16 protein-coding genes are annotated in these 13,143 nt (G+C 69.2%); 6 read left to right on the top strand and 10 right to left on the bottom strand.

Translation table 11 applies throughout. From position 1 onward, the window contains the following. The first annotated feature begins 192 nt into the window (after positions 1–192). Complete coding sequence (locus ABIS05_RS09760) at positions 193–726, top strand: PEP-CTERM sorting domain-containing protein (RefSeq protein WP_348013183.1); 534 nt, start codon at positions 193–195, stop codon at positions 724–726. Next, positions 723–2,780, top strand: a complete 2,058-nt coding sequence (locus ABIS05_RS09755; RefSeq protein ID WP_348013182.1) for a hypothetical protein — start codon at positions 723–725, stop codon at positions 2,778–2,780. The genes ABIS05_RS09760 and ABIS05_RS09755 overlap by 4 nt, the downstream gene beginning before the upstream one ends. Positions 2,781–2,791: 11 nt before the next feature. Here ABIS05_RS09755 and ABIS05_RS09750 read toward each other — a convergent pair whose 3' ends face one another. Together ABIS05_RS09750 and recQ are read right to left on the bottom strand one after the other, a co-directional pair. Further along, on the bottom strand, positions 2,792–2,998 hold the full coding sequence (locus ABIS05_RS09750; RefSeq protein WP_348013181.1) for a DUF3565 domain-containing protein: 207 nt from the start codon (positions 2,996–2,998) through the stop codon (positions 2,792–2,794). Further along, positions 2,998–4,884 carry a DNA helicase RecQ gene (gene recQ / locus ABIS05_RS09745; RefSeq protein WP_348013180.1) on the bottom strand — a complete coding sequence of 629 codons (1,887 nt, stop codon included), beginning with the start codon at positions 4,882–4,884 and terminating at the stop codon, positions 2,998–3,000. Before recQ ends, ABIS05_RS09750 begins: the two co-directional genes overlap by 1 nt. A 26-nt stretch (positions 4,885–4,910) precedes the next feature. Between recQ and ABIS05_RS09740 the strand changes: the two genes are divergently transcribed. Next, positions 4,911–5,396 carry a cupin domain-containing protein gene (locus tag ABIS05_RS09740; RefSeq protein ID WP_348013179.1) on the top strand — a complete coding sequence of 162 codons (486 nt, stop codon included), beginning with the start codon at positions 4,911–4,913 and terminating at the stop codon, positions 5,394–5,396. Positions 5,397–5,411: 15 nt separating this feature from the next. Here the strand turns inward: ABIS05_RS09740 and ABIS05_RS09735 are convergent, their stop codons facing one another. From ABIS05_RS09735 to ABIS05_RS09710, 6 genes are all read right to left on the bottom strand, one after another. Then, complete coding sequence (locus tag ABIS05_RS09735) at positions 5,412–6,107, bottom strand: hypothetical protein (protein ID WP_348013178.1); 696 nt, start codon at positions 6,105–6,107, stop codon at positions 5,412–5,414. Between the two features lie 6 nt (positions 6,108–6,113). Then, positions 6,114–6,329 carry a SlyX family protein gene (locus tag ABIS05_RS09730; protein WP_348013177.1) on the bottom strand — a complete coding sequence of 72 codons (216 nt, stop codon included), beginning with the start codon at positions 6,327–6,329 and terminating at the stop codon, positions 6,114–6,116. Positions 6,330–6,349: 20 nt separating this feature from the next. Beyond that, entirely contained in the window at positions 6,350–7,237 is an 888-nt protein-coding gene (locus tag ABIS05_RS09725; protein ID WP_348013176.1) for a hypothetical protein, read from the bottom strand. A gap of 78 nt (positions 7,238–7,315) precedes the next feature. Next, positions 7,316–8,107, bottom strand: a complete 792-nt coding sequence (locus ABIS05_RS09720; protein WP_348013175.1) for a head GIN domain-containing protein — start codon at positions 8,105–8,107, stop codon at positions 7,316–7,318. Beyond that, entirely contained in the window at positions 8,104–8,850 is a 747-nt protein-coding gene (locus ABIS05_RS09715) for a LytTR family DNA-binding domain-containing protein (protein ID WP_348013174.1), read from the bottom strand. Before ABIS05_RS09715 ends, ABIS05_RS09720 begins: the two co-directional genes overlap by 4 nt. Beyond that, positions 8,847–9,950, bottom strand: a complete 1,104-nt coding sequence (locus ABIS05_RS09710) for a histidine kinase (protein ID WP_348013173.1) — start codon at positions 9,948–9,950, stop codon at positions 8,847–8,849. Before ABIS05_RS09710 ends, ABIS05_RS09715 begins: the two co-directional genes overlap by 4 nt. Before the next feature lie 372 nt (positions 9,951–10,322). On the opposite strand from ABIS05_RS09710, the gene ssb reads away from it, so the two are divergent. Both ssb and ABIS05_RS09700 read left to right on the top strand, forming a co-directional pair. After that, positions 10,323–10,871 (top strand): single-stranded DNA-binding protein, encoded by a 549-nt coding sequence (ssb, locus tag ABIS05_RS09705; protein ID WP_348013172.1) that lies wholly within the window; start codon positions 10,323–10,325, stop codon positions 10,869–10,871. 199 nt (positions 10,872–11,070) lie between these two features. Then, positions 11,071–11,376, top strand: coding sequence for a hypothetical protein (locus ABIS05_RS09700; RefSeq protein WP_348013171.1), 306 nt, complete (start codon positions 11,071–11,073; stop codon positions 11,374–11,376). Positions 11,377–11,386: 10 nt separating this feature from the next. Here ABIS05_RS09700 and ABIS05_RS09695 read toward each other — a convergent pair whose 3' ends face one another. Next, a complete protein-coding gene (locus ABIS05_RS09695; RefSeq protein ID WP_348013185.1) occupies positions 11,387–11,605 on the bottom strand; it encodes an AraC family transcriptional regulator in 219 nt (72 codons plus the stop codon). A gap of 172 nt (positions 11,606–11,777) precedes the next feature. Then, positions 11,778–12,242 (bottom strand): hypothetical protein, encoded by a 465-nt coding sequence (locus ABIS05_RS09690; protein WP_348013170.1) that lies wholly within the window; start codon positions 12,240–12,242, stop codon positions 11,778–11,780. Positions 12,243–12,753: 511 nt separating this feature from the next. Here ABIS05_RS09690 and ABIS05_RS09685 point away from each other — a divergent pair. Further along, positions 12,754–13,125, top strand: a complete 372-nt coding sequence (locus ABIS05_RS09685) for a PEP-CTERM sorting domain-containing protein (RefSeq protein ID WP_348013169.1) — start codon at positions 12,754–12,756, stop codon at positions 13,123–13,125. Positions 13,126–13,143 lie beyond the last annotated feature (18 nt).

Here is a 13,143-nt window from a genome sequence, read left to right as displayed (position 1 = left end):
CGGGATGCAGCGGCCGACGGCACCCAGGTCGCGTCGGCCTGCGTGGCCCCTGCCGCCTGCTGACCCCCACGAATCGCAGGCCCGGACGGCCTGATTTGTCACAGCATGGGGATGGCGGCCAGCGACTGGCTGCCTAGCATCCGCCTCTTCGCCAGGCCCGTGTGGGCTCGGCCGCGCAACAGGGGAGTGCCGATGAAATCCGTCCAGTGGTCCAGTGGTCTGTTCGCAATCGCCCTGGCCTGCGGGCCTGCAAAGGCCGCCGGCATCGACGCCGTCTACGAATGGTTGGGCGGCACGGATTGGCAGGTGGCGTTCACGCTGCATGCCGACGGCACGCCGGCCAGCGTTTCGGAGTTCAGCGTCTATTTCCCCGAAGCCAGCTTCAGCACGCTGACGCTGCAAGCCGCGCCCGCCACCTGGGACAGCCTCGTGGTGCAGCCAGACGCGGCGCTGGCCTCGCCGGGCTACCTTGACGGCCTGTTGCCAGCGCCCGCTCCAGGTCTGACCGCAGGTCAATCGCAAGCCGGCTGGCTGGTCAAGTTCAGCTACCTGGGCGCCGGCCAGCCCGGTGCGCTCAATTTCGACATCCTCGACTCGAACTTCGCCGTCGTCGCCAGCGGCCAGACCGCCGTCGTGCCCGAGCCCGCGCAGTACGCCTTGCTGCTCGCCGGCGCGCTCGCGCTGGGCCTGTGGTGCTCGCGCCGCCGCGCCGGAGAGGCAGCATGAGCCCCGATCTCGGCGCACCGCGCCGCAGCTGGCTGCCCGGCCTGGCCACCGCATTGCTGTTGAGCGCCTGCGGCGGCGGCGGGCAGGACACGGCGCCCTTCGCCACCGCCACGGAGGCCCCAAGCGCCCAGGCGCTGGCGGTCAGCGCAGCCACCGCTGCCAGCGTCACGAGCCTGACCAAGCTCAGCGAGAAGCGCATCGGCCGCACGCTCTTTGAATATGAGTTCCGCATCACGGTGCAGAACGGCGCCCTGGCGCAGACCGGCCTCAAGGCCCAGCTGACGGCCGCAGGCGCGGGCACCACCATCGTGCAGGGCGGCGTGACCGTGGGTGACATCGCCGCCAGCGCCAGCCTCACGCCCGCCGGCACCATCACGCTGCGCCAGGACCGCCAGCAAGCCTTCCAGCTCAGCCAGTTGGCGTGGACCTTCACCGCCAGCGGCGCCGTGCCCAGCGGCCTGCGCCTCGCGCTCAACCAGGGCGTGATCGGCGCGGGTGGCAGGCTGGCCATCCAGCCCACCGTGACCGACGCCGGCGGCACCGTCATCGACCCAACGCCCGCGTTGACCCTGCAAGTGATCGCGCCTGCCGGCGGCTCGCTCGGCGCCTTGCCCACGGTCAGCGGCAACCAGATCCTGACCTCGGCGGACACGCGCGGCGGCTTCAGCGTGCAAGCCACGCTGGGCAGCCTGGTGGCGCGCGCGGACTTCGTCGTCGTGGCCAACAACGGCCAGTCGGCCAACTCCGGCCAGTTCGCCGATCTGTCGGCCAACCATGCCAGCCTGGTGAACAACCTCGGCCTGCTGCGTGACGCTGTGGCCCGCAACGACAACTCCGCCGTGGCCATGCTGAAGGCGGCCATCACAGACGCCGGCAACCGCATCGACCCGAACATCCTCTACTTCGGCAGCCCGTTCGCGCCGGACGCCGGCTTTGTGCCCGAGGCGTCCAAGCTCAGCGCGGCCGGTCTCACCGGCACGCCCGCCGACGCCGTGTACGCCGGCGCGGTAGCCCAGTTGCAAGCCAAGCTCGCGCAGATCACGGCGCTGCTGCGCGCGACCACCGGGTCGGACGCCGACAACACCGCGCTGCTCACCCAATACCTGGCGGACCTGACCGGCATCGCGGCTGCTCTGAAGTCCCCTGGCGCCCAGCCCAGTGCCCACGGCCTGGTGGCCAATGCCGCTCTGCTCAACCGCCTGCTCACGCAGGACATGCCCGTCACGATGCGCGCCATTGCCGACCGCGCGGTGACGCAGGCGGCGACCTCCGTGGTGGCGGTGGCAAACCCGAACCTGAACACGGCCGCCGCGCTCGCGGTCAAGGCGCTGTCGACCACGCGCGCGGCAGACGGCAGCGCCAGCCGCCAGGCGCTCACCGCCTGGCACCAGGCGTCGGGCGGCAGCGCCTCGCCTCAGTTCCTGCTGTCGGGCCTGCTCAACGCGCTCGGTCCCATCGGCAAGCTCATCGACGGCATGTACGGCCAGGGCCTGTCGCAGATCCAGAACATGATGACGCTGCTCGTCACAAAGGACCTGCTCGACAAGTTCCTCACCCAGACACTGATCATCGAAGGCGTGCATTCGGCCTCGTCGGTCGGCGGCCCCTACGCCTACAACTACCCGAACAGCACCATCGAGCTGCGCAACACCAGCGCTGCCGAGATGGCGGGCGCCGATGCCTACCTGATCGGCGCCTCGGCGGTGAACGCGCTCACAGCCGCCGGCAAGTCTCTGAAGCCGCCCTCAGAGCCCAAGTCGTTCAAGGAAATCTTCGACTACTTCAAAGGCATCGTCGACGCGATCAAGGGTGTGGGCGAAGCCTACGAACTGGCCCACCAGTTGCCCACCGAGATCGTCAACAACAGCTTCACTGAGAACTTCGGCTGCCTGGTGTCGTTCTCGGACAGCTGCACGGAGATGAAGTACCCCGCCGGGTTCAAGAACGTGGCCGGCGGTGAGCGCTTCAGCTTCACGGTGCTGATCCTGGTGCGCAGCGGTGGCCCCAAGCCCAAGTACGGGTCGATCGTGGTGAACTTCGTCCCGACAACCTGAGCCGAGAAAAGCTAGGCCCGGTCGCGCGGCGCGGCCTGATCGCACTTCAGGCAGTCCAGCCGCTGGCCCAGCGCGCCGGCCCGGCCTTGCGCGCTCTGCGTCCAGGGCCGGTTCTGCCAGGGCGGGTCGTGGCGGGTGTGCTGGTTGTGGCCGCAGGCCAGCTCGGCGACCCAGTGGCCCTCATCGTCGACATGAAAGCCAACGATAGGCTGCTGCATCAGCGGCCGAGCACTCGAAGGATCTCGGTGCCGTAGGCTTCCAGCTTCTTGGCGCCAACGCCGCTGATTTCGCCCAGCTCCGTCAGGTCGCCCGGCACCTGCCGCGCCATCTCGGCCAGCGTCGTGTTCTGGAAGATCACGTAAGCCGGCAGCCCATGCTCCTTGGCCACTTCCGACCGCCAGGCCTTCAGCGCCTCGAAGCGGTCCTGCGCCTCGGCGTCCAGCCCCAGCGCCGGGTCGACCTTGGGCTTGCCCGTGCTGGCGCGACCGGCCTTGCCGCGCGGCTTCTTCTCCTCGGCCTCACGCAGGCGCAACTCCACCTCGCCCTTGAGCACCGCCCGCGCGCTGTCCTGCAGCGCCAGCGTGTTGAACTCGCCCTCGGCGGCCACGTGGCCTAACGAGATGAGTTGGCGCAGCACGGCCCGCCACTGCTGCTCGGACAGGTCGGCGCCAACCGCCCAGGTGGACAGCCTGTCGTGGCTGTACTGGCGCGTCTTGTCGGTCGCCTTGCCGCGCAGCACGTCGATGAGATGGCCGGCGCCGAAGCGCTCGCCGCGCTGGTGGAAGCGGTAGATGCAGCTCAGCAGCTTGCGCGCCGCTTCAGTGCCGTCCCAGGTCTGCGGCGGGTTCAGGCAGTTGTCGCAGTTGCCGCAACGAATGCTCTCTTCGCCGAAGTAGCTCAATAGCCGCACACGCCGGCAGTCCGTCGCCTCCGCCAGCGCCAGCAGTGCGTCCAGCTTGCCGCGCTGGCCCTGCTTGAAGACCTCGTCGGCCGGGCTGTCGTCGATCATGCGGCGCTGGTTGACGACGTCGGCCAGGCCGTAGGTCATCCAGGCCTCGGCCGGCGCGCCGTCGCGGCCGGCGCGGCCGGTCTCCTGGTAGTAGCTCTCGATGTTCTTGGGCAGGTCCAGGTGGGCCACGAAGCGCACGTCGGGCTTGTCGATGCCCATGCCGAAGGCGATGGTGGCGACCATGACGAGGCCTTCCTCGCGCAGGAAGCGGTCCTGATGGCGGCGGCGCACGTCGGCATCCAGGCCGGCGTGGTACGGCAGCGCCTTGATGCCCTCGCTCTCCAGCCACACCGCCGTCTCGTCCACCTTCTTGCGGCTCTGGCAGTAGACGATGCCGGCCTCGCCCTCGTGCTCGTCGCGCACGAAGCGCAGCAGCTGCTCGCGTGGCGAGGCCGTCTTCTCGGCGATGAGGTAGCGGATGTTGGGCCGGTCGAAGCTGCTGATGAAGACGCGCGCGTCCTGCAGCTGCAGCCGCTGGATGATGTCGGCGCGGGTCAGGTCGTCGGCGGTGGCCGTCAGCGCGACGCGCGGCACCTCGGGGAAGCGCTCGTGCAGCAGGCTCAGCTGCAGGTACTCCGAGCGGAAGTCGTGCCCCCACTGGCTGACGCAATGCGCCTCGTCGATAGCGAACATCGACAGCAGGCCGCGCTCGTTCAGCGACTCCAACTGGGCCAGGAAGCGTGGCGTGGTGAGTCGCTCGGGCGCGGCGTACAGCAGCGTCAGCCGCCCGCTCATCATCTCGCGCTCGATGCGGCTGGCCTCTTCGCCGGTCTGGCTGCTGTTGAGGAAGGCGGCGTGCACGCCGGCCTCCTCCAGCGCGCCGACCTGGTCGTGCATCAGCGCAATCAGCGGGCTGACGACGATGGCGACGCCCTGGCCACGCGTGTGGCGCACGATGGCCGGCACCTGGTAACACAGGCTTTTGCCGCCACCCGTGGGCATCAGCACCAGCGCGTCGCCGCCGGCGGCCACCTGCTCGACGATCTCGGCCTGCTGGCCCCGGAAGGCCGTGTAGCCGAAAACTGCTGACAGGACCTGGTGTGCAGCGGATTGCAGGTCGGCGGTAGGTTCGGGAAGATGCGCGGGCGGGTTCACGCCGCCATTGTCCCAGGAGCTTCCCAATGAACACACCCGCCCAACTGCGCGAGCGGCTGATCCGCAATTTCAACGACGTGCCGCGCGAGCGCTTCGTGCGCCCGCCGCTCTACGACAGCGAGACCGCCAGCCTCACCAAAGGGACCGCGGCGAAGAAGCTCGGCGCCAGCATCGACATCGTGGCGCCGGGCCAGATGAGCTGCCCTTACCACCTCCACCACGCAGAGGAAGAGATGTTCGTCATCCTGCAGGGCGAGGGCACCTTGCGCGTCGCCGGTGAGCGCGTGCCGATCAAGGCCGGCGACGTCATCACCATCCCGCCGGGGCCGGAGTACCCGCACCACATCATCAACACCTCGAACGCGCCGCTGCACTACCTCAGCATCAGCACGATGGAGAAGCCCGAGGTCTGCGAGTACCCGGATTCGGGCAAGGTCGGTGTTTTCTCTCAGGACCTGCGTCTGTTGCAGCGGCGCGAGGCGGGGCTGGACTACTGGGACGGTGAGGCTTGACGGCGAGACGGCGCGTCACTTCGACGCATCGTCCATCGCGACGAAATCGAGCGTCAACGCCGCGCCCGACGGGGCGAGAGGCCCGACAAACGGAGCGTTGCGCCGGCCATCGCGCTCGCAGCGCAGCTGCGGCTTCCCGCCTGCCTGAACGGCACGCAAGCCGCATCGGACAGTCGCCTGCGCGGACAGCGCCCCGCCCTCTTCGACGGCGATGTCAAAGCGAACCAGGTAGCGCTCGCCCTTTCTCGCCTTCAGCGTCACCTCGTAGCCGATGCCGGTGATGCCGAGGTGGCACGTCCCCGCAAGCACCTCGTCGAGCACGAGATCCTGGGTGGACGTGCCCGGCTCGACGGGGTAATGGAACACCCGCGTAAAGTGGAAGCGCTCTTCCTGGAGGAACGAGGATCTGGACCACCAGCAGCCATCGGCCACCTGGCCGGAACGGGGAAGCAACTGCATGCTGCCATTCGGCTGCGGATGGAACTGCGAATAGAAAGTCACTAGGCGCACGTCGAAATCGGGCGGCGTTCCCGTGGTGACACGCATGGTCCGGGCTCCGCGGGCGGGGTTGCGCGGCGCCATCCCGTCCGTTGCGCGCGTCGAGGCGTCGTAGTCGTCGCCGAATGGCAGCAGGGCACAGCCACTTACGAGCGCAATCCACGCCGCAAGAGCCAGTCGTGCCGCTGCAGTCTTCGTCGGAGCGTTCGCCATGCGCATTCAGTAATGCGGCGGCAGCTCATCTCGCAGATTGACCTGCGCGCCCGGCTCGGCGGTGGCGCGATTGCGCAGCTCCACCAGCTCGCGGATCAGCCGGTCGATCTGGGCCTGCTGGCGCACGACAACCGCGTTGAGCTGCTCCACGGTGTCCTCGGCAAAGCTGGCCTTGATCTCGAGGTCGGTGATGCGTTGTTCCAGGGTGTGCAGGTCGTCCATGCCCGTATTGGGCCAGAAGCTCAGGCGTCGTCCGGCAGCGCGTCCAGCGCCTCGGCCCACTTGGCGGCCACCTTGACGTAGCCGGCGCGGGTGGGATGGATCTCGTTGGCCCAGTCGCCCGAGGCGCCGCTGCTGCCGGCGTCGGCCAGCACGAGTTTGGCGGCCTGGCTGTCGATGATCTGGATGGGGCCAGCGCCGGGGTGGGCGGCGGTGCGCTGCGCGGCCAGGTCGGATAGCAGCTGGCCCAGGCGCTTCATCAGCAACTGGCCGATGGCCAGCCATTCGGGGTCCGGCACCTGGAAGGCCAGCATCGCCGGCTGCAGCCAGGGGCCGAAGCCCGCACCGGCCGAGGCGGGGCGCGGGCGCAGCAGCGCGTAGTTGTGCAGCAGCAGCGGCGTCTGCTTGTTGATGCCGCGGTCGCGCAGGTCCATCAACCCGTCGAAGACGGCGCCCAGGTAGACGCTGAAGGTCTGCCAACCGTCGTCGCTGAGGTAGCCGGCCGCGTCGGGCGGGTTGCCGCGTTCGGCGGGCGTCAGCAGCAGGCGCTGGCCGCGCGGCGCGCTGGGCGGTGAGCCGATGGCCTCGATGAGGTCGTTGCCGCCGCCGGAGACGAGGACTGCGCTCCAGCGCGTGGCGACCTTGCCGCTTAGCTGGTTGGCGAAGTTGGGCGCCTTGACGCTCTCCACCATGCGCTTGAGCACGGCGCCGGGCGCTGCGCAGTTCACCGCGACGGCGCCGCGCTCCAGGCGCAGTTCTTCGAGCACGTTGGAGGTCTTGAAGGGCGGGATGGCGCCGATCGAGAACCACGAGTCGCCCTGCGCCAGAAAGCACTGGCCGTAGAGGTCGATCGGGAAGGGATCCCCCGACGTCAAGTCGTAGGGGCTGATGATCTTGACGGGATGCGGCATGGCGGTTTTCCTCCTGCACGTGAGCAGCCCAGCAGTGGACGGCGCAGCGGCGGCGGGCGCAACCCCAACAGTGACGACTCAGCGCTTGTCGGTCGCCCTGTCGCCCGGCCTGTCGCCCTTGCCCGAGATCGAGCCCATGCCCGACACCGAGCGCTGCACCGACGGGTTGCCGAAGTAGTCGACCGAGCCGACGCCGGAGATGTGGGCGGCGAGATCGTCGGTCACCCAGAGCAGCACGTTGCCCAGGCCGCTGACGTTGACGCGCGCCCGCTGCGCCTGCAGGCGATGGGCAGTGACCTTGCCCTTGCCGGAGATCTGCAGCGCCAGCTCTTCCACGCGGCCGCCGAACTGGCCTTCGCCGGCGCCGCTGATGCCGAAGGTGAGCTGGCGGGCCTGCAGTTGGTCCAGCCGGACGATGCCGGCGCCGCTGATGCTGAGCTTGAGCTGCTCGCATTGCAGCGGCCCGGGCGCGTGCACGTCGCTGGCGCCGGAGACGGAGAGCGCGCGCAGCTGGCGCATTTCGACCTGCACGAAGAGCTTGCCGCTGTGCCAGAACTTCCAGCCGCCGGTGGGCCGGATGACGAGCTGGCGGTCGGCCAGCTCGACCTCGACACCCTCCTGCACCTCGGCGTCGCCGGCGATGAAGGCCTGGTCGCGGTCGCCCTGCACGAGGAGGACGCGGGCTGCGCCGCCCAGCTCCAGGCGGTCAAACTCGCCGGGGGCGTAGACCTTGCCGGGGCCAACGGGCGGCACGGGAGGCGACGGACGCGGCAGCGGCGCCGGGCCAGCCGGTGGCGCGGGCGGCGCTGCCTGCGCGCCGGCAAGGCCCGCCAGCACAAGCAGCAAACACGGCAGCAGGCGCCTGTTCACAGGGATTGCTCCCTCAGCATCTTGGACACCTCGCGGTTGGCCGTGATGCGCGTGCCGTCGCGCAGCTGCACGACGAGCTGGGAGTTCTCGTCGGGCGTCATGCTGTCGACGAAGTCCAGGTTGACGATGCAGCCACGTTGCAAGCGCAGGAAGCGCGCCGGGTCCAGCCGCGTCTCGAAGCTGGCGATGGGCAGGCGCACGAGGAAGCTGCGGCCCTTGGCTGTGATGGCGGTGTATTTGTTGTCAGAGCGCAGGCTCTCGATGGCCTCCACCTGCAGCGGGAAAATCTTGCCCTGGTCGCGCACGAGCAGGCGGGTCAGCGGCGCGTCGGCCGGCGTGCCCAGCGCCTGGGCCACTTCGGCGGTGGTGGGGGCAGCGTCGCGCAGCACATGGGCCACGGCCTCGTCGAAGCGCTCGCGCGAGAAGGGCTTGAGCAGGTAGTCGACCGCGTGCAGCTCGAAGGCCGTCAGCGCGTGCTCGTCATAGGCCGTGGTGAAGATGATGCGCGGCTGGTGGGCGTCGTGCTGGATCTCGCGCACCACCTGCAGGCCGGTCATGCCGGGCATCTGGATGTCGGTCAGCACCAATGCGGGCTTGAGCGCGCGGATCTGCTCCAGCGCGTCCTCGCCATCGGCGCAGACGGCCACCAGCTGCAGGCCCGGCGTGGCCTTGACCCAGTCGGCCAGCGCCTCGGCGGCGAGGGGCTCGTCTTCGGCGATGAGAACGGTGGTGGTCGTGGTCATGTTTGCGGTATGAACAGGTCGACGCGGAAGCCGGCGCCGGGAGCGGTGTGGATGCGCAGGCGCGCGCGGCCGTCGTAGTCGAGCGCGAAACGCTTCTTCAGCGCCGCCAGGCCCACGCCACGACGCTGGCCAGGTTGGGGCTCCAGCGCCTCGGGTTCGCAGCCGGGGCCGTCATCGGCCACGGCCAGGTCCAGGCCCTGGTTGAGGGCGTTGCGGCGCGCGGTGATGGTGACGCAGCCGCCACCTTTGCGCGGTGCCACGGCGTGCAGGATGGAGTTTTCCACCAGCGGCTGCAGCGTCAGCGGCGGTAGCTCGTCGGCCAGCGTGCGCTCTTCCAGCTGCCAGTCCACGCGCAGCCGGGTGCCCAGGCGCAGCGCTTCCAGCGCCAGGTAGTCGCGCAGGAAGTCCACTTCGTCGGCCAGCATGACGCGGTCCTCGGCGCCGCGTTTCGTGTCCAGCACGTAGCGCAGCATGGACGCGAACTGCAGCAGCGCGGCCTCGGCGCGGGCAGGGTCCTTGCGGGTCAGCGCGATCAGCGAGTTCAGCGTGTTGAACAGGAAATGCGGGTTTAGCTTGCCGCTGATGGCCGACAGCTCGGCGCGGGCAAGCGCGCTCTCGGCCTGGGCCGCCGCCACCGCTGCGCCGCGCGCCGCCCGCGCCTGCAGCACCGCCGTGAAGGCCGTGGCGATGGCCGCGTAGACGACGAGGCCCCAGACGGAGTGCCACAACAGGCCGGCCACGAGCACGGCGCCGGCGTGGTCGCCCCCGAACAGGACCGCGTTGACGGCGAACTCGCCCGCCTGCCAGCAGGCCGAGAACACCACCGCCGCCAGGACGTGGGCCATGGCCGTGGCGGCTTGGCCGGCGTCGCTGGCCTGCAGCCGGCGCGCCACCGGCCAGATGGCGACGCCCAGCAGCATGGGCGCCCACAGCATGGTGGTGGCCTGGTAGACGGCCAGCCAGAACGGGTCCAGGCCCCGGTCGAACTCGCTGCCGGCCAGCACGAACAGGCACCACGCCAGCGCGCAGGCCCCGGCGTACGCCAACCACATCCGCCGGTTGGGGCGGCGGCTGCTGGGCATGGCGGCGGGGGTGGTCATGGCTTCATCTTAGGGAGGGCCTGCGGCCGGCTGGCGCGCGGGGAGACGAAGTGCGGCCCCCGGGGTGCGGGATGCGGTCTCCGGGGTTCAGGAGCCTGCACGGCCCAGCCTATGGCCCGCGCCGTAGTCGAGTTGCGGTGACCGGCAAGGCGCAGGCGACGCTGCAGGGCGCCGCAACTCACCCCGGCCCTCCGCGTTGGGCATGGCAAGGGCGCATGCGGCGTTGCTCGATCCTCGTGGGCGCGAGCCCACTTCGTCCTCGCGCCTTGCCTGCGCCCTCGCCAAGCCCAACGCGGGCCGTACGCTGAGCCGTGCAGGCTCCTCGCCCGCCGTCATAATTCGCCCCCTCCCCATCGAATTCGGACGAGCGTCATGGCCAGCGTCAACAAAGTCATCCTCATCGGCAACGTCGGCAAAGACCCCGAGGTTCGCTACAACCCCAGCGGCGGCGCCTGGGTCACCCTCAGCCTGGCCACCACCCGCAACTGGAAGAACCGCGAAAGCGGCGAGCGCCAGGAAGAGACCGAATGGCACCGCGTCGTCTTCAACGACCGCCTGGCCGAGATCGTCGGCGAGTACGTCAAGAAGGGCCGCCCGCTCTACGTCGAGGGCCGCCTGAAGACCCGCAAGTACCAAGACAAGGAAGGCCGCGACACCTACACGACCGAAATCGTCGCGCAGGAAATGCAGCTGCTCGGCGGCCGTGACGGCCAGGGCGGTGGCGACGAGGGCGGTGGCGGCAGCTACGGCCGTGGCAATGACGCGGGTGGCGGCGACGAGCGCGGCGGCGGCGGTGCTCCCCGTGCTGCGGCGGCCCGGCCCCCGGCAGCCGCTCAGCGCCCGGCACCCCAGCGTGCTCCGGCCCCGGCGCCCAAGGCGTCGACGGGGTTTGATGATATGGATGACGACATTCCGTTCTGAAAACTAGAGCCGTTTAGAAAAAGGGCCCACGGCATTCGCCGTGGGCCCTTTTTATTTGTTTTGCTTCAAGTTTGCACGAAGGCTGCTTTGCAGGGCGGGAGCAGCCATTGGGATAGGCTCAGCGAATGGCTTGCTGCAACTCAAGATCCGCTGAACGGGCGCGCGCGACGTAGCGCAGTGCGCAATCGGGAGGAAAACGATGGCTGCCAGGCTTTGTGTTGTCTTTGGGTGCTTCGCCGCGTTCGGCTTAGCAGTCGGCGCGATCCTTGTGCTACTTCCGGCCGGGCTCGTTTCTGTCGGCTTTGAGAACGGCACCGTCCTGTTGGGGGCCGTTTTGTTGGTGGGCTCCGTGTCGTCGCTGGTCAGCTTCGCGCTTTTGCTGGCCGCGCGCAGGCGATCAACCGGGGTCACGGCGAACACATGGTTTTCGCGAGGGGTGATCGGAGTGTTTGCAGTCTATGCGGGGCTGTTTGTCGTCGGCGTTGCCTCAAGCCTCGTGCGTTGATGGGCCGCTGTCAGCCTGAAGTAGTCCCTCTAAAGCCGCCCATCTCACCCACCCGCGCCGCACTCGGCGCATACCCGATTACCCTTTTGAACGACCGGCCGAACGACGACGCTGACTCGTAGTCCGGCCGGTCCGCCGCCGTGGCCACGCGCATGCCGCCCTGCGCCATCCAACGGCGGGCCTGGCACATCTTGAACTTGGCGACAGGCCTCGCCGGACTCTTGCCCATCGTGCGCGTCAAGGCGTCGGCGACGCTGTAGCGCGAGGCGCCCATGACGTCGGCAGCGAGGGCAGGTTCCAGTCGCGCTCGGGGTCGGCGTAGATGGCGGCGACGCCCCTGACGGGCACCGGTGGGTGTCGTGCCGGAGATCTGGGCGGACAAGCCGCTTGGGCCACGGCGCCTAGACGGGCTCCAACTTCACCGCGATCCGATTTCCACCCGTGTTCGTCGGCGGGCAGCTGCCGTAGCTGGTTGCGTAGGCCCCCTTGGTGACCACCTTTTTCGGGGTGTAGCCGGTGGCCGAGACCGTGAAGGAAATGTCGCCCGTCGATGTCGTGAATCCGCAGGGCAGCGTGCATTCCAGGCTATTGCCGACCAGCCGGACGTTCAAGCTCTGAGTCGGTGAAAAGGACGCGGCTGTGAAACTCAAGCCGTAGACCGCGATGTCGCTCAAGACGACCACGGGAACGGGCGCAGAGGTCGCAGCGTTCTGGACCGAAGCGACGATGAGAGAGGGCTCGTCGGTTTGCATGATGAGCGTGCAGCCGACCGACTCACGGTTGTCGCCACCCCCGCCGCAAGCGGTCACGCCAAGCAGTAAGGAGGCCAGCGTGATTGCCGAGGAGCAGACAGGGTGGTGACGCATGCGAGTGGCAGGCCTGCGCCGGCAAAACCGGCGTGTGGCCTAACGGTCTAGGTGGGCGGCCATGCTAGCCAACACCGCCCGCCTCACCGGGCGATTAACTCCCCCCACGAGCCGCACCCGGCGCATGCCCGAGCATCCGTTTGAACGCCGGCTGAACGGCGCCAGCCCAGCCGGCCAGCCACCGTGGCCATACGCATGCCGTCCTGAGCGATCCAGCCGTCGGCCTGGAACATCTTGACCTTGGCGACGTGCTTGGCGGCCGCGCTGTTACAGCACCATCCAAAGGCCCGCAGCCCCAGGCCGGTGCCGCCAGGGGTCAGGCTTGCACCAAGCTGTCTATGGCCGCGATTGCGGCGCTGGTTGCAGTCGACTTGCGCCTCTCGAAACACCCCCAACCCGAGTGGCCGGCGACGAAGTTGGCATGGAACCCGCTAATCCCTGCTCGACAAGTGATGTCAATGCTTGCGAGAGGGAAGAACCCATGCGTGCGAACTCTGTTCTGTTCACTCTGATGGCCACTGCTCTGCTGAGCGGGACCGCAGCGTCTGCGACGGTGCTCACGGTGGCGCTGGGCATGCCCGCGTTCAGCGGTGGCCCGGCAGACGGCGCGCCGGTCGCCCTGCCCGCAGCGACCTCGGCCTACGCCCGGTACAGCGTGGATGGGGCGACCCCGACGATGAACGTGCTCAAGGATGCGCTGGCCGCCCCGGCCGCCACCCAGGCGCCAACCGGCGCCGAGTTGCAGGCCCGCGCGCCCGAGCCGGAGACCTATGCGCTGATCCTCGCCGGCCTGCTGTTCGTGGGCCTGCGGATGCGCAGCGAGCGGCGCAAGCCGCCGGCCCGCCTCAGCCCGCCCGCGCCGCGCTCGGGGCGTGGCCGATGACGCGCCGCCGGTGCCGCG

Source organism: Roseateles sp., assembly GCF_039929605.1.
Classification (GTDB): domain Bacteria; phylum Pseudomonadota; class Gammaproteobacteria; order Burkholderiales; family Burkholderiaceae_C; genus Pelomonas.
This window is presented reverse-complemented; position numbering and strand designations above follow the sequence as displayed.

Excerpts from the sequence above, each read along its gene's own strand:
- ABIS05_RS09760 (WP_348013183.1), top strand. The coding sequence starts at position 193 with ATGAAATCCGTCCAGTGGTCCAGTGGTCTGTTCGCAATCGCCCTGGCC.
- ABIS05_RS09755 (WP_348013182.1), top strand. The coding sequence starts at position 723 with ATGAGCCCCGATCTCGGCGCACCGCGCCGCAGCTGGCTGCCCGGCCTG.
- ABIS05_RS09750 (WP_348013181.1), bottom strand. The coding sequence starts at position 2,998 with ATGCAGCAGCCTATCGTTGGCTTTCATGTCGACGATGAGGGCCACTGG.
- ABIS05_RS09740 (WP_348013179.1), top strand. The coding sequence starts at position 4,911 with ATGAACACACCCGCCCAACTGCGCGAGCGGCTGATCCGCAATTTCAAC.
- ABIS05_RS09735 (WP_348013178.1), bottom strand. The coding sequence starts at position 6,107 with ATGGCGAACGCTCCGACGAAGACTGCAGCGGCACGACTGGCTCTTGCG.
- ABIS05_RS09730 (WP_348013177.1), bottom strand. The coding sequence starts at position 6,329 with ATGGACGACCTGCACACCCTGGAACAACGCATCACCGACCTCGAGATC.
- ABIS05_RS09725 (WP_348013176.1), bottom strand. The coding sequence starts at position 7,237 with ATGCCGCATCCCGTCAAGATCATCAGCCCCTACGACTTGACGTCGGGG.
- ABIS05_RS09715 (WP_348013174.1), bottom strand. The coding sequence starts at position 8,850 with ATGACCACGACCACCACCGTTCTCATCGCCGAAGACGAGCCCCTCGCC.
- ABIS05_RS09710 (WP_348013173.1), bottom strand. The coding sequence starts at position 9,950 with ATGACCACCCCCGCCGCCATGCCCAGCAGCCGCCGCCCCAACCGGCGG.
- ssb (WP_348013172.1), top strand. The coding sequence starts at position 10,323 with ATGGCCAGCGTCAACAAAGTCATCCTCATCGGCAACGTCGGCAAAGAC.
- ABIS05_RS09700 (WP_348013171.1), top strand. The coding sequence starts at position 11,071 with ATGGCTGCCAGGCTTTGTGTTGTCTTTGGGTGCTTCGCCGCGTTCGGC.
- ABIS05_RS09695 (WP_348013185.1), bottom strand. The coding sequence starts at position 11,605 with ATGGGCAAGAGTCCGGCGAGGCCTGTCGCCAAGTTCAAGATGTGCCAG.
- ABIS05_RS09690 (WP_348013170.1), bottom strand. The coding sequence starts at position 12,242 with ATGCGTCACCACCCTGTCTGCTCCTCGGCAATCACGCTGGCCTCCTTA.
- ABIS05_RS09685 (WP_348013169.1), top strand. The coding sequence starts at position 12,754 with ATGGCCACTGCTCTGCTGAGCGGGACCGCAGCGTCTGCGACGGTGCTC.